The 17308-nt window shown below is 70.9% G+C and carries 16 protein-coding genes and 1 riboswitch; of the genes, 8 read left to right on the top strand and 8 right to left on the bottom strand.

All coding sequences use genetic code 11. The features are described 5' to 3' along the window. Positions 1 to 57: 57 nt before the first annotated feature. Together Acy02nite_RS09665 and Acy02nite_RS09660 are read left to right on the top strand one after the other, a co-directional pair. Positions 58 to 648: an MmpS family transport accessory protein gene (locus tag Acy02nite_RS09665; protein WP_203739574.1), complete on the top strand. Its 591-nt coding sequence runs from the start codon at positions 58 to 60 to the stop codon at positions 646 to 648. 8 nt (positions 649 to 656) lie between these two features. Further along, positions 657 to 1823 carry a pyridoxal phosphate-dependent aminotransferase gene (locus Acy02nite_RS09660; protein WP_203739573.1) on the top strand — a complete coding sequence of 389 codons (1167 nt, stop codon included), beginning with the start codon at positions 657 to 659 and terminating at the stop codon, positions 1821 to 1823. Positions 1824 to 1837: 14 nt separating this feature from the next. On the opposite strand, the gene glmM is transcribed toward Acy02nite_RS09660, so the two are convergent. The 3 genes from glmM to rplM all read right to left on the bottom strand — a co-directional run bounded on the left by glmM (position 1838) and on the right by rplM (position 4429). Continuing rightward, positions 1838 to 3193: a phosphoglucosamine mutase gene (gene glmM / locus Acy02nite_RS09655; protein ID WP_203739572.1), complete on the bottom strand. Its 1356-nt coding sequence runs from the start codon at positions 3191 to 3193 to the stop codon at positions 1838 to 1840. Positions 3194 to 3449: 256 nt separating this feature from the next. After that, entirely contained in the window at positions 3450 to 3965 is a 516-nt protein-coding gene (gene rpsI, locus Acy02nite_RS09650) for a 30S ribosomal protein S9 (RefSeq protein WP_203739571.1), read from the bottom strand. Between the two features lie 20 nt (positions 3966 to 3985). After that, complete coding sequence (gene rplM, locus Acy02nite_RS09645) at positions 3986 to 4429, bottom strand: 50S ribosomal protein L13 (protein ID WP_109598659.1); 444 nt, start codon at positions 4427 to 4429, stop codon at positions 3986 to 3988. Between the two features lie 505 nt (positions 4430 to 4934). Between rplM and Acy02nite_RS09640 the strand changes: the two genes are divergently transcribed. Then, positions 4935 to 5186: a hypothetical protein gene (locus Acy02nite_RS09640; RefSeq protein ID WP_203739570.1), complete on the top strand. Its 252-nt coding sequence runs from the start codon at positions 4935 to 4937 to the stop codon at positions 5184 to 5186. Further along, positions 5183 to 6328: a uroporphyrinogen-III synthase gene (locus tag Acy02nite_RS09635; RefSeq protein ID WP_203739568.1), complete on the top strand. Its 1146-nt coding sequence runs from the start codon at positions 5183 to 5185 to the stop codon at positions 6326 to 6328. Before Acy02nite_RS09640 ends, Acy02nite_RS09635 begins: the two co-directional genes overlap by 4 nt. Positions 6329 to 6498: 170 nt before the next feature. Here Acy02nite_RS09635 and Acy02nite_RS47175 read toward each other — a convergent pair whose 3' ends face one another. From Acy02nite_RS47175 to Acy02nite_RS09615, 5 genes are all read right to left on the bottom strand, one after another. Then, on the bottom strand, positions 6499 to 6621 hold the full coding sequence (locus tag Acy02nite_RS47175) for a hypothetical protein (protein ID WP_264653250.1): 123 nt from the start codon (positions 6619 to 6621) through the stop codon (positions 6499 to 6501). A 591-nt stretch (positions 6622 to 7212) separates the two neighbouring features. Beyond that, positions 7213 to 7827, bottom strand: coding sequence for a GTP-binding protein (locus Acy02nite_RS09630; RefSeq protein ID WP_203739566.1), 615 nt, complete (start codon positions 7825 to 7827; stop codon positions 7213 to 7215). After that, positions 7808 to 8170: a DUF742 domain-containing protein gene (locus Acy02nite_RS09625; protein WP_203739565.1), complete on the bottom strand. Its 363-nt coding sequence runs from the start codon at positions 8168 to 8170 to the stop codon at positions 7808 to 7810. The genes Acy02nite_RS09630 and Acy02nite_RS09625 overlap by 20 nt, the downstream gene beginning before the upstream one ends. A gap of 44 nt (positions 8171 to 8214) precedes the next feature. Then, entirely contained in the window at positions 8215 to 8622 is a 408-nt protein-coding gene (locus tag Acy02nite_RS09620) for a roadblock/LC7 domain-containing protein (RefSeq protein ID WP_203739564.1), read from the bottom strand. Further along, positions 8619 to 11525 carry a sensor histidine kinase gene (locus Acy02nite_RS09615; protein ID WP_203739559.1) on the bottom strand — a complete coding sequence of 969 codons (2907 nt, stop codon included), beginning with the start codon at positions 11523 to 11525 and terminating at the stop codon, positions 8619 to 8621. The genes Acy02nite_RS09620 and Acy02nite_RS09615 overlap by 4 nt, the downstream gene beginning before the upstream one ends. 606 nt (positions 11526 to 12131) lie before the next feature. Between Acy02nite_RS09615 and Acy02nite_RS09610 the strand changes: the two genes are divergently transcribed. From Acy02nite_RS09610 to Acy02nite_RS09595, 4 genes are all read left to right on the top strand, one after another. Continuing rightward, positions 12132 to 13700 (top strand): hypothetical protein, encoded by a 1569-nt coding sequence (locus tag Acy02nite_RS09610; RefSeq protein WP_203739557.1) that lies wholly within the window; start codon positions 12132 to 12134, stop codon positions 13698 to 13700. A 115-nt stretch (positions 13701 to 13815) separates the two neighbouring features. After that, a complete protein-coding gene (locus Acy02nite_RS09605) occupies positions 13816 to 14220 on the top strand; it encodes a ribonuclease domain-containing protein (protein ID WP_203739555.1) in 405 nt (134 codons plus the stop codon). Between the two features lie 252 nt (positions 14221 to 14472). Continuing rightward, positions 14473 to 14547, top strand: a riboswitch (cyclic di-GMP riboswitch). A 23-nt stretch (positions 14548 to 14570) separates the two neighbouring features. Continuing rightward, positions 14571 to 14987: a hypothetical protein gene (locus Acy02nite_RS09600; protein WP_203739553.1), complete on the top strand. Its 417-nt coding sequence runs from the start codon at positions 14571 to 14573 to the stop codon at positions 14985 to 14987. A 108-nt stretch (positions 14988 to 15095) separates the two neighbouring features. Continuing rightward, on the top strand, positions 15096 to 17308 hold a 2213-nt coding region (locus tag Acy02nite_RS09595), incomplete at its 3' end, for a signal peptidase I (protein ID WP_203739551.1).

Genomic DNA, 17308 nt, shown 5'->3' with positions numbered 1-17308 from the left:
CTCCGGTGGCGTACCGTCGTCATCGGCCTCGTCAGGGGCCGAACCCGGAGGGACGAGATGAGCTACCAGGAGGACCCGTCGCGGGACTATCCGCCCACCTCCGAGTTTCCGCCGGTCGGCTATGCCCCACCTGGCTATGGGCAACAAGGTCCCCATGGACCACCGCCACCGGCCCCGCGCCGCAGCAACGTCCCGCTCGTCGCCCTGGTCCTGGCCGTCTCGCTGCTGCTGTGCGGCGGCGTGGTGACCACCGGCGTGCTGCTGTTCCAGCGGGCCCGCGACAAGGCCGGGGACGCGATCCAGAAGGTCCCGACGGCCCTGCCCACCAAGGCGCCCACGGTGGCGCCGAGCACCGCCGGCAGCGCGAAGATCACCGTGAAGTACGAGGTGAGCGGCGACGGTCCGGCGACCATCGTCTACACCGAGAAGCTGGGCGGTCTGCCCAGGACGGTGAACGACGCCAAACTGCCGTGGCGGCTGTCGGTCGAGATGGACGGCGTGTCGTTCGTGTCGGTGTCGGCGCTGCGCATCTCGCTGCAGGACGGGAGCATCTCCTGCAAGGCGACCGTCGACGGCAGGACGGTGGCCGAGCACAGCGCGTCGGGCGTCGGCGCCACCGCCACCTGCAACAAGGTCACGTTCAACTAGGGAGCACGGTGAGCAGCAGGGAGCCTCTCGTCGAGCGGATGCGTCCGTTCGGGACCACGATCTTCTCCGAGATGTCCGCGCTCGCCGCCCGGACCGGCGCGATCAACCTCGGTCAGGGCTTCCCGGACACGGACGGCCCGCCGGAGATGCTCGCCGCGGCCGTGCAAGCCCTGTCGAGCGGCGCGAATCAGTACCCGCCGCTGCCCGGCATCCCGGCGCTGCGACACGCCATCGCGGCCCACGAGCAGCGGTTCTGGGGGCTGAGCCGGGATCCGGACTCCGAGGTCGTGGTCACCGCGGGCGCCACCGAGGCGATCGCGGCCGCCGTCCTGGCGCTCTGCGAGCCTGGCGACGAGGTGGTGTGCTTCGAGCCGTACTACGACTCGTACGCGGCCTCGATCACCCTGGCCGGCGCGGTCCGGCGACCGGTGACCCTGCGCCCGGGGCCGGACGGGCGGTACGGCTTCGACGAGGCGGAACTGCGGGCGGCGTTCGGCCCGCGCACCCGGCTGGTGCTGCTCAACACCCCGCACAACCCGACCGGCAAGGTCTTCACCGCCGAGGAGCTGGCGCTGATCGCCGCCCTCTGCCAGGAGCACGACACGTGGGCCGTCACCGACGAGGTCTACGAGCACCTGGTCTTCGACGGCGTGCACACCCCGATGGCGACGCTGCCCGGGATGCGCGAACGCACGCTGCGCATCTCGTCGGCGGGCAAGACGTTCTCCTGCACCGGCTGGAAGGTCGGCTGGGCCACCGGTCCGGCGCCGCTGGTCTCCGCCGTGCAGCGGGTCAAGCAGTTCCTGACGTTCGTGAACGCGTCCCCGCTGCAACCGGCCGTCGCGGTCGCCCTGGCCCTGCCGGAGTCGTACTTCACCGGTCTCACGGCAGGTCTGCGGGCGAACCGGGACCGGCTGGTCGCCGGACTGACCGCGGCCGGGTTCGACGTGCTGGCGCCCGAGGGCACCTACTTCGTGACCGCCGACATCCGGCCGCTGGGCGGGACCGACGGCGTCGCGTTCTGCCGTGAGCTGCCCGGGCGCTGCGGCGTCGTGGCGGTGCCCACCCAGGTCTTCTACGACCACCAGGAGGCCGGGCGGCACCTGATCCGGTTCGCCTTCTGCAAGCGCCCTGAGGTGATCGACGAAGCGGCCGACCGCCTCAAGGCGTTGTAGGTCGGGCAGGAAGGTCAGGCGACCGGGCTCGCGGCCCGCACCTCGCCCGCGATCCGCTCGGCGACCGTGCGCGCGGCGTCCTCGGTGGCGGCCTCGACCATCACCCGGACCAGCGGCTCGGTGCCGGAGGGCCGCAGCAGCACCCGCCCGGTCTCGCCCAGCTCCGCCTCGGCGAGCGCCACGGCGGCCTGCACGGTCGGGGCGGCGGCCCCGGCCTCGCGGTTGCCGACCTTCACGTTGATCAGCACCTGCGGCAGCTTGTGCACGACCGCGGCCAGGTCGGCCAGCGACTTGCCGCTCGCCGCGAGCTGCGCCATCAGGTGCAGGCCGGTCAGCACGCCGTCGCCGGTGGTGGCGAACGCCGGCATGACGATGTGCCCGCTCTGCTCGCCGCCCAGCGCCAGGTCGTTGGCCTGCAGGTGCTCCAGCACGTAGCGGTCACCGACCTTGGTCTCGATCAGCTTGACCCCGGACTGCTTCATGGCGATGCGCAGACCCAGGTTGCTCATCACGGTGGCGACCAGGGTGTCGTCGGTCAGCGTGCCGGCGTCGCGCATGGCCAGCGCCAGGATAGCCATGATCTGGTCGCCGTCCACCTCCTCGCCGGACGCGGTGACGGCCAGGCAGCGGTCGGCGTCGCCGTCGTGCGCCAGGCCCAGGTCGGCGCCGTGCAGCAGCACCGCCTCGCGGACCTTGTCAAGGTGCGTGGAGCCGCACTCCTCGTTGATGTTCAGCCCGTCCGGCTCGGCGTGGATCGCGATGACCTCGGCGCCGGCCTCCCGGTACGCCACCGGGGCGACCTCGCTGGCCGCGCCGTTCGCGCAGTCCACGACGACCTTGATGCCCTCGAGCCGGTGCGGGAGCGACTCGGTCAGGTGCTTGATGTAGTGCTCGGCCCCGTCCAGCAGGTCGTGCACCCGGCCGATGCCGGCGCCGGTGGGCCGCCCGACCAGGCCGTGCCCGTCCTCGATCGCCTTCTCGATCCGGGTCTCCAGCTCGTCCGGGAGCTTCTGGCCGCCGGCGGCGAAGAGCTTGATGCCGTTGTCCGGCATGGGGTTGTGCGACGCCGAGAGCATCACACCCAGATCGGCGCCGGTCTGCCCCACCAGGTACGCGACCGCGGGCGTCGGCAGCACGCCGACCCGGACCACGTTGGCCCCCGCGCTGGTCAGGCCGGCGACCACGGCCGCCTCCAGCATTTCGCCGCTGGCTCGCGGGTCACGCCCGACGATCGCGAGCGGCCGGTGGCTGCTGTCGGTCTCGACCAGCACCCGGGCAGCCGCGACGGCGACCGAGAGGGCCAGTTCCGGGGTGAGCAGTTCGCCGTTCGCGAGGCCGCGAACGCCGTCGGTGCCGAAGAGTCGCCCCATGGCGGCTTCCTTTCGCCGGTGACAAGTGCCCTCAAGCGTGCAACAACAACTGGTCAGGGCAGGAGTACCGGAACGGCTAGTTGGGGGGAGGGGGGTGTCACACGAGAAAAAGCTCTGTCATGGCAACCACAGGCGCCGCCGGGCGCGTGACAGCGCCGGCACAGCGACCACAGCATCGACCAGACGCCGAAAAACCACGACGGCCGAGCACGCTCCCCGACTCAATCGGGAAGCACACTCGGCCGTCGCAGGAAAATCAGCGCTTCGAGTACTGCGGAGCCTTACGGGCCTTCTTGAGACCGTACTTCTTGCTCTCCTTGACCCGGGCGTCACGGGTCAGGAAGCCGGCCTTCTTCAGGGCCGGGCGGTCGTCGGGCTCGTTGGAGATCAGAGCCCGGGAGATGGCGAGACGCAGCGCGCCGGCCTGGCCGGTGATGCCGCCGCCACGCAGGTTCGCGAAGACGTCGAACTGCTCGGCGCGCTCGACGGTGCCCAGCGGCTCGCGGATCAGCTGCTGGTGAACCTTGCTCGGGAAGTACTCCTCGAGCTCACGGCCGTTGCAGGTGATCTTGCCGGTGCCGGGGACGAGACGCACCCGGACGATGGCCTCCTTGCGGCGGCCGACGGTCTGGATCGGACGACCACCGGGGCGCGGGGCGCGGACCGGAGCCGCCGCGGGCTCCTCGACCACGACGACCGTCTCAGCGGGCTCCTCGACGGTCTCGACGACAGCCTCGGGCTCGACGGCCTCGGGCTCGATGATGTCGGTCATGCTGCTGCCTTCTCCCGCGCTCACTGCGCGATCTGCTTGATTTCGAACGGCTGCGGCTGCTGCGCGGCGTGCGGGTGCTCGGCGCCCGGGTACACCTTCAGCTTCTTGATGATCTGCCGCGCGAGCTTGTTGTGCGGGAGCATGCCCTTGACGGCCAGCTCGATCGCCTTCTCGGGGCGCTTGGTCAGCAGCTCCTCGTAACCGACCTGCTTCAGACCACCCGGGTAGCCGGAGTGCCGGTAGGCGACCTTGGTCTGCCGCTTGTTGCCGGTCAGAGCGACCTTGCCGGCGTTGATGATCACCACGAAGTCGCCGGTGTCGACGTGCGGGGCGAACGTCGGCTTGTGCTTGCCGCGGAGGAGGGTCGCGGTGTGGGTAGCCAGGCGGCCCAGAACGACGTCAGAAGCGTCGATAATGTGCCACTGACGCTCGATCTCACCCGGCTTCGGGCTGTACGTACGCACAGAATTACCTTGTCTCGTCGTCGGTCTGGGGGCGCGCGCTGGTCGCGTCGAACTCGACGTCGACACGACGATCAAGCACACCCCAGGGGGAGCGCTCGCCAGCTATCGCACAACAGCAGGCAACAATACCCGGCCGCGCGGCGCGTGGTCAAAACAGGCTGCCCCTGGGTGAATGGCCCGAGGCGGGACCTCAAACGGTATCCAGCATACTCGGTCTTCGGACTCGCCCGACCGCGGGTGTCGCAACGCAAGCCCGGCTGTTCCGGAATGCTCTTAGCAGGCTCGAAACAAATGGGACGTCCGGCCGAAATTCGCCACCGGCAGGCTTCCTGGCATGCCCAACGGTGCGGAACCCCCGACGACGCGGCCCGGCATTGGCCGAGGCGGCGTGTTCGGGCGCACCATGGAAAGACCATCGTCAGGGTTGAGGACGGACCTGACGGTGTTCACCACCCCGGCTCGCCGGGATGGTGAGGAGAAGTCGCGGCGTGCCCCGGACGGAGGCATGGCGAGAACCGTAAGCGTGACGTGGGAGCGGGTCGACGCTGAGGACGACGGTTCTCGAGCGTGCCCTTCGGTGGACCGCCCGGCCACGCCGCGACTTCTCACCCTCCCGTCCTCCATCCCGGCCATCGCCACCCCGGCCCGGAGCGCCACCATCCCGGCCGTCGCCACCCCGGCCCGGATCGCCACCATCCCGGCCGTCGCTACCCCGGCCCGGCGCATCACCGTCCCCGCCCGGAGCATCGCGGGATGAGGGACCGGATCCCCGGCGCCCGCCGGCCGGTGCTGACCGCTGCCGCGCTGGCCCAGCCCGCCGCCGCGCTCACCGGTTACACCATCGGCGTCACCTCCGACCGCCGCCGCGACGAGCTCGCCGCCCTGCTGGAGAGCCGCGGCGCCCGGGTGGTGCTCGCTCCCGCGCTGCGCATCGTCCCGATCGCCGACGACGCCGAACTGCGCGCCGCGACCCGCGCCTGCCTCGACGATCCACCCGACATCGTGCTGGTCAACACCGGTATCGGCATGCGCGGCTGGCTGGAGGCCGCCGAGGGCTGGGGCCTGTCCGACCCGCTGCACGCCGTGCTGAGCCGCGCCTACCTGGTCGCCCGCGGCCCGAAGGCGCGCGCCGCCGTCCGCACCGCCGGCCTGCAGGAGCAGTGGACCCCGGACGGCGAGAGCTACGAGGAAGTGGTCGAGCACCTGACCACGCGCGGCGTCGCCGGCCTCACCGTGGCCATGCAGTTGCACGGCGAGAGCCAGCCGGAATACACCGAGGCCCTGGAGGCCGCCGGCGCCCGGGTGATCGAGGTCCCCGTCTACCGCTGGGCGCCACCCACCGACCCCGCCCCGCTGCACCGCCTGGTCGACCTGATCGTCGGCAGGCTCGTCGACGCCGTGACGTTCACCTCCGCCGCCGCCGTCCAGGCCCTGCTCCGCGCCGCGGGCCCAGCCGCCGACCCCCTCCTCGACGCGCTCCGCGGCGACGTCCTGGCCGCCGGCGTGGGACCGGTCACCGCCGCCCCGCTGCGCCGCTTCGACGTTCCCGTCGCCACTCCCGGCCGCGCCCGCCTCAGCGCCCTGGTCCGCACCCTCGTCGACGAGCTGCCCAAACGCGCGATCTCCCTGCAGGTCAACGGTCACGCCATCACCCTGCGCGGCCACGCCGCGGTCGTCGACGGCGAACTCCGCCCGCTCGCCCCCGGCCCGATGGCCGTCCTCCGCGCCCTCGCCACCCCGCCGGGCCGCGTCCTCTCCCGCGCCGCCCTCCTGCAGGCCCTCCCCCGCAACGCCGACGAGCACGCGGTCGAGATGGCGGTCGCGCGCCTCCGAGCCGGCCTCGCCATCCCCGGAGTCGTCCAGACCGTCGTCAAACGCGGCTACCGAATCCCCATCTGACCTGCGGCTCCGCCGTCAGCGCCAACCCCCGATCAACATCAAGATCTTCAGGTCCCACGTCCGCTGTGGTCGAGGTCCGCTGCTCCCGCGGGGACCCTTGCGGGCTTCGCAGGGCCGTGGCCGGCCCAGAACGCGAAACCCTCCAGGGCGGCCTCCGTGGCGGGGCACGGTCAGAGCAACAAACCCGTCCACAGCCCGGCCACCCACACCCGGTTCCGCCCGTCGCGCTCCGCGACGCCCCGGCCGGTCCCGGCAGCGGCGCGCTCACCCTCCCGCGCCGCCGCCTCACCCACGGACCATCCTCGCGCCCCGACACACCAGCGCCCCAGACCACCCGCGCGGCCCTGCACCTCGAGCTCCGCCAAGCCCCCGAGCATCCTGAAAGCCAGCCGAGCGCGCGCGGCTGGACGCCACGGGTCAAACACGGGCTCAAAGCACCCCGGAGCACCAGCCGAGCGGACGCGGCTGGACGTCACGGGTCAAACACGGGCTCGAAGCACACCTGGGGACCAGCCGAGCGGCCGCGGCTGGGTGTCAGGGGTGGAACAAGACAGGTCAGAGGCGGCTGGGGCGTTGCTGCGCGCGGTTCGGAGTCACGTCGCCGGACGATTGGCGGTGGTGTCGGCTTTGCGGGGATTTGAGGTGTGGACAGGCTGTGGATAACTGCGGGGCGTGGGGTGGATCGGGGTTGGTCTGACCGTCACCAGCCACGGAGATCGCCCTGGAGGGTTTCGCGTTCTGGGCCGGCCACGGCCCTGCGAAGCCCGCAAGGGTCCCCGCGGGAGCGACGATCCGGACCACAGCGGAGATGGGACATGAAGTTCTTGAAAAGCAGGACCCGCGCCGACCGGAAGTAATCAGGCGGCGCGGGTCCAAGACGTTCGTCAGGCGACGACGATCCCCTGCTCGTGCTCGGCAACCAGGGTCGTCATGGCGTGCTCGACGACGCTGATCAGCACGGCTTTGACCGATTCGCGGTGGCGGGCATCGCACATGACCAACGGGACGCGGGCCGGGATGGCGAGCGCCTCGCGAACCTCCTCCGGCTCGTATCGTGGCGCGCCGTCGAAGCAGTTGACCGCCACGAGGTAGGGCAGGTGCCGGTTCTCGAAGTAGTCGAGCGGGGCGAACGCATCGGTCAGGCGACGCGTGTCGACCATGACGGCGGCGCCGACCGCACCGCGGATGAGCTCGTCCCACATGAACCAGAAACGGGTCTGGCCAGGCGTTCCGAACAGGTAGAGGATCAGGTCCTCGGCCATCGTGATGCGGCCGAAGTCCATCGCGACAGTGGTGGTGCCCTTCTCCGGCACCTTCGAGGCGTCGTCGATGCCGGCGCCGGCCGCGGTCATCACCGCCTCCGTGGTCAGCGGCTCGATCTCGGAGACGGCGCCGACCAGCGTCGTCTTCCCCACGCCGAAACCACCAGCGATGACGATCTTCGCGGAGGTGATCTCCGAAGGAGGGGCGCCCGCCCGCTCAGAGCTTGCGAAGTCCACTCAAAACCCTTCCCAGCAGATCCATCCGCTCCGTGTAACCCTTGAGGGGAGCGGCGCTGTGCAACGAAAGCAGACCATCGGCGACCATGTCGGCGACGAGGACCCGGGCCACCCCGAGGGGCAACCGGGTGAGCGCCGCGAGCTCGGCGAGGGACTGCGCTTTCGGTTCACACAGGACGGCGATGCGGTATTTGTCGTGTCCGGCAAAACGCGATTCCTGAACGGCTGCCGGGCTGGCGACCAGGACCGCTTCGATCGGGATGTCCCGGATCGGCTCGGTCCGGCCGCGGGTCACCGCGTAAGGCCGCACCAGGTTGCCCCGGGGATCATGCGGCTCTGTCATGTCGCGGTCACCTCATCTCCGCCGGGGTCTGCCAACCCCGGCGCCTAGTGGCTGACGGCCTCGCGTGCCGCCGGCGACAGTGCCGCGCCGACGCGCTCCACCAGCAACGCCATCTCGTAACCGACCTGGCCGACGTCGCAACTGCGCGCCGCCAGCACGGCCATCGACGAACCGTCGCTGATGGACATGAGGAAAAGATAGCCGCTGTCCATTTCGATGATGGTCTGCTGCACCTTTCCGGCAGTGAACATCCGGGACGCGCCGTCGGTCAGACTGACCACGCCGGAGGTGATCGCGGCCAGCTGCTCGGCCCGGTCGGTCGGCAGATCCCGCGAGGATGCCAGCAACAACCCGTCCGCCGAGACGGCGACCACGTGCGCGATGCCCGCGATGCTGTCGGCGAAGTTGTTGAGCAGCCAGCCCATGTCGTGCATGGTGGGAGGCCTGGTCACTGTTCGTTCTCCTTAGGAGCCTGTGGTGCCACGGCGGCGGATTCGGCGACGCCGTCCGTCCGCCCTCGCTGAACCCCGCGGGTGTACGCGGAGAGAAGTCCGCGTACGTCGTCAGGGCTGCGACGATTCTGTGCGCGAGGTGCCTCCTGCACCCCACCGGGTACGAGCTGCGCCTGCGGGATCCGCTTCGGCAAGCCGGAGCTGGTGATGCCGGCGTCCTTGGGAGCCAAGGCCTCGCGAGCGCGCTGCCAGCCGTCGTCGGCCGCGGTGCGCCAGCGGTCCTCGGGGGCGGCCCGGGGCCTGGGGATCTGGCTGTGCTCGGAGGTCCGCCCGTCAGCCGTTGTCCCGTTGACCGCGACGGACGGGCCGGGCGCCGGAGAGACGGCGACCGGGGCCGGGGCGTATCCGGCGGTCGGCATGCCCCGCAGGTCGGGTGTGCCCGAGGTTTCGGCCTCGAACCAGTTGTGCTGCATCTCCACGTGGATCGAGCCGGTCGAGGTCTTGGGCACGGCCGGCGCGGGGACGGGCTGCGCGGAAACCGGACGGGCGGAAACCGGACGCGACGAGACCGGCTGAACCGAGACCGGCTGAGCAGAAACGGGCTGGGCGGAACGAGGCTGAGCCGAAACAGGTTGGGCAGAAACAGGTTGGGCAGAAACCGGCAGCCCGGAGACCGGCGCTGACACCGGCTCGAACAGCGGGGCCGGAGGCAGATCCGCCGGCACGTCCGGCTTCGGCACCCGGGTCGGCAGTTTCGGCCGGTCCGGCGTCGGCCGCAGATCCAGGTCCGGCACCGGCCCCAGCTCCATCGCCGCCCACCGCGGCATCGCCGGAGGGATGGTGGGCGCGGGCACGGACCGGACCGGTGGCCGCGCCTCGGGCGCACGGTCGATCCCCGCGGCCGGCTGCGGCGCCGGCCCGGGACGGGTCCAGCTCGCCGCCCGCACCGGCGCGACCGGCGACGCCCCCGGCAGCACGGTGATCTCGGCCGGCAGGGTGACCTCCGCGATCGTCCCGCCCTCGCGATGGGGCAGCAGCCGCACCTCGATGCCGTGCCGGGCCGCGAGCCGCGCGATGACGGCGAAGCCCATCAGCCGGAACGCGGCGACGTCGACCTCGGCCGGCTCGGCCAGCCGGCGGTTGATCACTTCGAGCTGTTCGGGCGTGATGCCGAGCCCGCGGTCCTCGATCTGGATGACGGCCCGGTCGTCGGCGCGCCGGCCCTGCGCCATCACGGCAGTGGTCGGCGGCGAGAACCGGGTGGCGTTGTCGAGCAGCTCGGCGATCAGCCGGACCACGTCGTTGACCGCGGCCGCGGCGACCGAGACGTCGGTGTCGGTCGCGCCGAACTCGACGCGGTTGTACTGCTCCACTTCGGACTGCGACGCGCGGAGCACGTCGACGAGCAGCGCGTCCTCGCGGCGCGGCGTTCCCACGTCGGCGCCGGCCAGGACGAGCAGGTTCTCGTCGTTGCGGCGCATCCGGGTGGCGAGGTGGTCCAGGTCGAAGAGCCGGGAGAGCCGCTTCGGGTCCTCCTCGGTGCGCTCGATCTGGTCGAGCTCGCCGATCATCCGGTCGACCAGGGCCTGGCTGCGCCGGGCGAGGCTGAGGAACATCGCGGAGACGCTGGTGCGCAGCGCGGCCTGTTCGGCGGCGACCCGGATGGCTTCCCGGTGCACCATGTTGAACGCCTCGGCGACCTGGCCGAACTCGTCCCGGTCGGGCAGCCGGATCGGGTCCCGGGTCTGCGCGACGATCCGGTCGACGCCGCCCTCGCCGAGACTGCCGACGTCCTGCAGCTTGCTGACGGCGTCGGGCAGGTCGCGGTGGGCCACGGCGAGGGCGCCCTCCCGCAGCCTGCGCAGTGACAGGTGCAGGTTGCGGCCCAGGTAGACGGCGAGCGCGATGGCCGCGATCAGGACCAGCAGCACCACCACGAACTCGAGGGTCGACCGCTTGCCGGTCGCCGAGCTGTCGTCCTCGGCGATCCGGACGACCTCACCCTCCAGCCGGGTCTCGGTGGTCCGGAGAAGATCGAGGACTTGCCCGTACGCCTTCGTCAGCTCCTCCGCCGACGCGGAGCCCGCCCCGCTCAGGCGGGTGATCATTCCGTCGGCTCGCGCCACCGCGGAGTCCGCGAGAGCCGACTCGACCAGGCCGACCTGATCGGTGGTGGCGATCTGCCGGAAGTCGTCGAGCGCCTCCTGCCGCGCGGCCTGCGCGCCGATCAGCTCCTGTTGCCAGACGGCGCTGAGCTGACCGGTGACCCGGACGACGTACGCGGCCGCCTCCTGGTCCGCGGCGGCGGCCTCGATGCGGGTGAACGCGGCGAGCGCGCGCAGCCCGTCGGCGACCGTTCCGGGTTCGGCGATCTGACTGACCGTCTCGTCGTAGTCGGCCAGCCCGTTCAGCACGTCACCGTATTGCTGCACCGCGGTCGCGACTGTCACGTCCTTGCGGGCGTTGACCGCCCCGCGGGTGTCGCCGAGCGCGCCGAGCCGTTCCTGGATCAGCGCGAGCCGGTCGCGCACCCGGGCCGGCACCTCCTGCAGCGCGGCACGATGCCGGCGGAAGGTCTGTGCCTGCGCGTCGGTCGCCGCTATCGCGTTCTGATAGGCGTCCCGCGGCGCGTCGGACGTGGCCAGCAACGCGGCGGCGGCCATCCGCTCCTGGTGCAGCAGCCGGCTCAGGCCGGAGAGGTCGGTGCCGAGCTCGGTGAGGTCGGCGACCCGTCCGGCGTCGACGGCCCGGCCGCGCACCTCGATCAGCCGCACCGAGGCCAGCACCAGCACCGCGACCAGCGGGATGATGAGGATGCCGGCGACCTTGGCGCGGATGCGTGCGTCGCGCAGCCAGGGAAAGGGACCGCGTCGTACAGCCAGGCCCGAGGATCCCGTGCTCACGACATCTCCTTCGCGGTCGTCCCGCCTGGGTGGGCGCCCCGGAGAAGGAACGTCACCACCGTCGCGGCGGCGTCCGGGGGCTGCGGTCCGGCCCCGTCCGGCGCGCGCAGCAAGGTCCGTGCCGAAATCGGCACGGCGGCGATTTCATCAGACCCCCGACGGTTTTGGGAAGCCTGGATCCTCCCGGAATCCACCCGGCTGTCCGGGTGGTAGCCGCGCGCGAGAACGGCGTTGGCTCGGGATTGTGGGGTTGACGTGCGCGAATACCTCATCCGCGCCCGTTTCTGCGGTCACGGCACTCGAACGCCATCACGATTCCAACCACTATGTGAGAGTCCTGTCCCGCGCCTGACGAAACCGCGGCTTCTGAGCAGGGGTCTCACGTTCGCAAGGATTGGCACGATGCGACGGACTCAATGTCCGTGCGGGACAGTGTCCACTCTGGAGCACCGGTACCGCAACTATCCCGTACGTCGTCCTGAAGTGACCCACCGTGACGCTGAGTAATCGATGTATCTCTATCGATGAAGATCCAGACTTTAGGGTGCCTTAAGAAGCCACGCCCCCACTGGCGTGACCGACGCCGCATTACGTAACGTGCCCGGCATGGCAATTCGGAGCTGGGCGAAGCTGTTGGCCGCCACCGCCACGGCAGCCGCGGTGGTCGGAGCCGGCCAACTCGGCATCGCCTACGGGCTCGGTATCGTCCGGCTGGACCTCACCCTCGACGTCACTGCGCGTGATCAATGGACCGCGCAGCTTGCCTGGGTCACCTGGATCACGATGACCGCCGCCGCTCTCGGCGCGACCGTCGCCACCGGCCTGCTCCCGCGCTGGCGCGATCGCCCGCTCGGCGCCGGTGGCGCGCTCACCGTCGGGCTCGCCGCCGCGCTCGGCTCGCTGGCCGTCCTGCCGCTGACCATCCAGCCGGCCCGCGACGCCCAGGTCAGTGGGGTGCAGCCGGCCCTGGTGATCGGCATCGCCGCCGGGCTGGGCGCCGCCGCGGGCCTCTTCGCCGGGTGGGCGGCCGCCGCCAAGCCGGCCGCGCGCTGGAACCTGGCGACGGTGACCGTGCTGCTGTGGATCGTCGCGCTGGTTTCGATCGGCCCGTCCCTGCGCCCCGGTCACGACCCGGCCCAGGTCCGGCTCGGCGTGCTGAGCGGCAGCCTGATCCCGTCCGCCCTCGCGGCACACACCGCGTTCCTCACCATGCCGACGCTGGCCCTGCTCGCCGGCCTCGCGATCGGCTTCCTGGCCCGCGCCCGCCGCGTGTCGATGACGGCCGCGGGGCTCGCCGGACTGGCCGGTCCGGCCCTGCTGACCGTGGCGTACCTGGTGGCCGGTCCCGAGGTGAACGCTGCCGGGTTCCAGGACGATCCGTACTGGTCGGCGATGACGGCGTGTGGCGCCGGCGTGCTCGGCTCGGTGCTGGCGGCGCTCGTCCGCGGCGCCCCGGCCGGCTCTTCCGCTCCCGCTTCTCACGCCGCCGCCTCGTCGGCTTCCGCCGCGTCACCGGCTTCCTCCACGTCAGCGGCCTCGTCCACTTCAGCGGCTTCACCGGCTTCCCCCGTTTCACCGGCTTCATCCAGCGAGCCGGCCGTGCCGCCGCTACCCAAGCGGGACGTGGCCGCCCAGTCCGCGATCGCGCAGGCCGCGGCCGCCGCCGCACAGCGCCCCGAGCACGAGCTGCGGCCGTCGGACACCGGGGTCATCCCGGCCGGCACGCCGAACAACCCGTTCGGGCATGGCAGCGGCAGCCCGTTCCGGTCCGGCACACCGTTCCCGCCGCAGCCGGCACCGAACCAGGCACCGCCGCAAGCTCCGGCCCCCGAGAACCCGCCGCGTTTCTCCGGCCAGCAGCCGCGGCCGGCCTCCGGGTTCCCCGGCCGCCGCTCCGGCCCGCCGGCGCCGGCCCCGGGCCAGGGCGGCGAAGGTTTCGACGGCTTCGCGGCCGGTCGCCCCGACGCCCCCGGTTTCGCCGGTGGGCGCGCTGACGCCACAGGCTTTGCCGGTGGGCGCGGGGCTATCACCACTGAGCATCCGCGGGTTCCGGCTGCTCGCGGGCCGGTCGTCGAGCCGACCTCGATCAGCGGGCCGCACCCTTCCGGCCCCGCCCGCAAGCCCGGCCAGGAGAACGACTATGTCGATTGGGTGAGCGGCCTGGGCGGCCAGTAAAGCATTCGTAAACTCCGATGGAATGATGCGTTCGGGAGGTACCGCCGAGCGCCCGGGACAGCCACGATTCTCGATATCCGGGCCCCGCCCCCTCGGCATATCGGAGAGCTGACCCATGACCCGTCCCGTGCCCCGCATCCACAAGCTGCTGCTCAGCCTCGCGCTGATCCTCGGACTGGCCGGCACCGGCCTCGCCGTCCCCACGGCAGCCCAGGCCGCCGTCTACCAGACCTGCACGATCAGCCGCTGCTCGGCCGCGCGCACCGCCTACACCGGCTGGCAGACGCTCGGCTGGCCGCTGAGCGCCGGCTGGTACTCGTGGCCGTACGGCCAGTACAACTACACCGGCGGCACCTTCCAGAACCGTGAGGGCTACCTGCCGTCAGCCACCTACAACGAGTACGACGTCTACTCCCGCGCCCGCGGCGCCTCGCGCGACGCGTACCGCATCGTCGTGAACCGCAGCACGAAGGTCGCCTACTTCACCCCGGATCACTACGTGACGTTCTACAAGCTCTGAACCATTGTTCGGTACGCCATGAGCGCCCCCGCGGCGGTCGTCCGCCGACGGCCGCCGCGTCGCATTCCTCCCCCGAATCACACTCCTGCCGCGCTTTCAGCCGAGCACCGCAACCCGGCCGCAACCATTAGCACCCTGAAGGCGCTCAGGCGAGCAGAACACCAAAACCAGTCCAGGCAATTCTCGGCTAACGCTTAGCCCGACCCCGGTCACGGTCGAACAACCCGGTGCCAGGGGATAACGAAGTCCGCTCGGCGAGAAAGGCAAACCCGGCGCGAGCCGGGGACGCAAAGCCACAGGACCCACGAGGTCGGCTGGGCTACCACCGAACGAACAGGGGAACAACCAATATGCGTAACCTCATTCAGCTCGTGGGCGGCGTGGCCGTCGCCGGTGCCGTCGCCGCCGGCAGCACCGCCTTCACCGCCGGATCGGGCTTCTTCGGTGGCACCTCGGCCTCCGCCCCGGTCATCGTCGGTGGTGCGCTGAGCACCGGGATCGTGGTGACCGGCGCGACCATCAACACCCTGGTCTTCAACCACAACGCCGCTCCGAGCACCATCGACAGCCTGAACATCACGCTGAAGACGGACGCGAACGTCGCGATCACCAACGGCACGCTCAAGGTCACCGTCACCGCGGGCACGGGCACCCTCACCGAGATCACCTGCGGCTACGTCGCCTCCAGCACGAACGCCTTCGTCTGCACGCCGGGCGCTCCCTGGACCGCGATCACCCTGATCGACGGCAAGTACCAGGAGGCATGATCGAGTAGCTCGATCACGCCTTGGCGCCGTTGTCCGCGACGTAGGATCTCGCTGGAGACTCATCGATTTCAGCGGAGCATTCCCATATCGAAGTTCAAGCGCTTAGCGATGGCCGCCATCATCATGATGGCGGCCATCGCCGTATGGGCTGTCGCAACGCATCGGGTCTCCTATGTCGTCACACACGGCGTCAGTATGCAACCGCTCTATCACGCCGATGATCTGGTCCTGGTGATCAAATCCAAGTCGTACAAGAAAGGCGACATCGCCGCATACAATGGGGCGCACGGCCAGGTCCAGGTGCTGCACCGCATCATCGGTGGCGACGGTGAATCCGGATTCGTCTTCAAGGGAGACAACAACCCCTCGGTCGACAGCGCCACCCCGACCGCCGATGAACTGGTCGGCCGTGCCTTCCTGCACATCCCGAAGGGCGGCACGTGGCTCAAACCGTTGTTGAGCCCGACCGGCCTGGGCATGCTCGGTTTCCTGTTCGCCAGTGGCGCGGCCACGGCCAAGAACCGCCGGGAGATCCCCCGCGGCCGCCGGAAGAAGAGGGCTAAGGGTATGGCTGGTCAGGGTGGCTCCTGGGCAGCGGCCTCGACCGTGGTCAAGGCCGTCGGCCGCCTCAGCCCGATCTACCGGATCCTCGCCGTCCTGGCCGCTCTCTGCGCGGCGGCAGGACTCACGCTCGGCGTGCTCGGGTTCATGAAGCCCACCACCCGGACCGCGCCGGTCGGCGCACAGACCGGCGAGTCGATGACTTTCTCCTACTCGGCGAAGGTCAGGCCGTCAGCGGCCTACGACGGCACGGTCGTCTACTCACCCGACCCGATCTTCCGGCGGCTCGCCGACTTCGCCAACCTGCAGATGCAGTACCAGGGTGAGCCCGGCACCATCAATGTCGACGCCCGGCTCTCCACGCAGGGGGGCTGGCACTCGACGATGCAGCTCTCCCAGCCGAGGCGTTTCGCGGCCGAGCGTTACACCGGCACGGTCCTTCTCGATCTCGCCGGCGTGGAGGAACGCGTCGTGGCCGCCGGCGAGGCGATCGGCACGAATCTCGGCCCGGTGACGATCCTGGTCACCGCACACGTCAAGCATGCCGACGGCGCCGTGTTCGAGCCGCAACTGGCTCTCGGCCTCGATCAAACCCAGCTCACCCTGGCCAAGGGTCTGGACAGCCTGACCGTCACCCGGTCCGGCACGAGTTCCGGCGGCGGGCTCTATCCGCGGCAGATCAGCGTGCTCGGCCGAGATCTGATGACCGCCGCCGTCGCGCGAAAGTACGCCCTCTGGTTCCTGGTCGTCGCCGCCGCCGGCGCGATCGGCATCGGGTTCGCCGCGCTGCGCCACGTGCCGCTGCGGACCAGGAAACAGATCGAGCAACGATACGGCCACCTGCTCGTCCCGGTCGAGCCGATGGCCAGCAAGCAGGGGGAAACGGTCATCACCGTGGCGTCGGTGCCGGCCTTGGTGAAGCTGGCCGAGAAGTACGGGCAGATGATCCTCACCTGGACCCGTCCTGACGGCGCCGACGATTTCGTGGTCCGGGATGACGGGGTCGTCTACCGGTATCGGATCGTCCCCGCTCGCCCGGCCGCCGCGAAGCCGCCGCTCTCCGGGATGCCGCACCCGGCTCGCCGCACGCAGAAGTCTGCCGCGCTCGGCATCGCTTCGGTGATCGGCTCCCCCGCACAGACTGCCGCACCAGAGCCCGAGCCCACCCCGGAACCGTCGAGCGCCCGCGAGCCCGAGCCTCGGCACGACGTCGCCGGACCTACGGCGACCAAGCCCGAAACGACCGCCGACCCGCAGCCCGAACCCGAGACACCCGCCGAGCAACAGCCCGAGCCCGAAGCAGCCGCCAAGCAGGAGCCCGAGCCCGAAGCAGCCGCCAAGCCCGAGCCCGAGCCGGCCACCGAGCCAGAACCCACGGCCAAGGAGTCCGCCCCGGCAGAGAAGCCCCAGGCCACGCTGGAAGCCGCAAAATCCGAGGCGGCACCGGAGGCCGAGAGGGCCGAGCCGAAGGCCGCCGCTGAAGAACCCGAGGAAGTCGAGGCCACCCCGGCAGAGCAGGCCACCGAGGCGAAGATCGAGCTTCAGTCGGCGAAAGAGGACACGCCCACCGTTCCGGAAGTCGCCGCCCAGAACGCCGAGATCGAGCCGACCGTCGAACCCGAGACCGAGCCCGAGGCCCCCGCCCAGTTGCACGTAGAGCCCGAGCCCGCCGTTGAGCAGCACACCGAGGCCGAGCCCGCCACTCAGCTGCCCGCCGAGCTTGAGCCCGTCGCCGAGCAGCCCGCCCAGCCTGAGCCCGC

This window comes from Actinoplanes cyaneus (assembly GCF_016862095.1).
GTDB classification, from domain to species: Bacteria; Actinomycetota; Actinomycetes; order Mycobacteriales; family Micromonosporaceae; genus Actinoplanes; species Actinoplanes cyaneus.
The sequence above is the reverse complement of the archived record's forward strand: the minus strand, read 5'-3'. Positions and strand labels throughout refer to the sequence as shown.

What these genes read in the sequence shown, in the direction of transcription:
- Acy02nite_RS09665 (WP_203739574.1), top strand. Translation starts at nt 58, where the DNA reads ATGAGCTACCAGGAGGACCCGTCGCGGGACTATCCGCCCACCTCCGAG.
- glmM (WP_203739572.1), bottom strand. Translation starts at nt 3,193, where the DNA reads ATGGGGCGACTCTTCGGCACCGACGGCGTTCGCGGCCTCGCGAACGGC.
- rpsI (WP_203739571.1), bottom strand. Translation starts at nt 3,965, where the DNA reads ATGACCGACATCATCGAGCCCGAGGCCGTCGAGCCCGAGGCTGTCGTC.
- Acy02nite_RS09640 (WP_203739570.1), top strand. Translation starts at nt 4,935, where the DNA reads ATGGCGAGAACCGTAAGCGTGACGTGGGAGCGGGTCGACGCTGAGGAC.
- Acy02nite_RS09635 (WP_203739568.1), top strand. Translation starts at nt 5,183, where the DNA reads ATGAGGGACCGGATCCCCGGCGCCCGCCGGCCGGTGCTGACCGCTGCC.
- Acy02nite_RS09625 (WP_203739565.1), bottom strand. Translation starts at nt 8,170, where the DNA reads ATGACAGAGCCGCATGATCCCCGGGGCAACCTGGTGCGGCCTTACGCG.
- Acy02nite_RS09610 (WP_203739557.1), top strand. Translation starts at nt 12,132, where the DNA reads ATGGCAATTCGGAGCTGGGCGAAGCTGTTGGCCGCCACCGCCACGGCA.
- Acy02nite_RS09605 (WP_203739555.1), top strand. Translation starts at nt 13,816, where the DNA reads ATGACCCGTCCCGTGCCCCGCATCCACAAGCTGCTGCTCAGCCTCGCG.
- Acy02nite_RS09600 (WP_203739553.1), top strand. Translation starts at nt 14,571, where the DNA reads ATGCGTAACCTCATTCAGCTCGTGGGCGGCGTGGCCGTCGCCGGTGCC.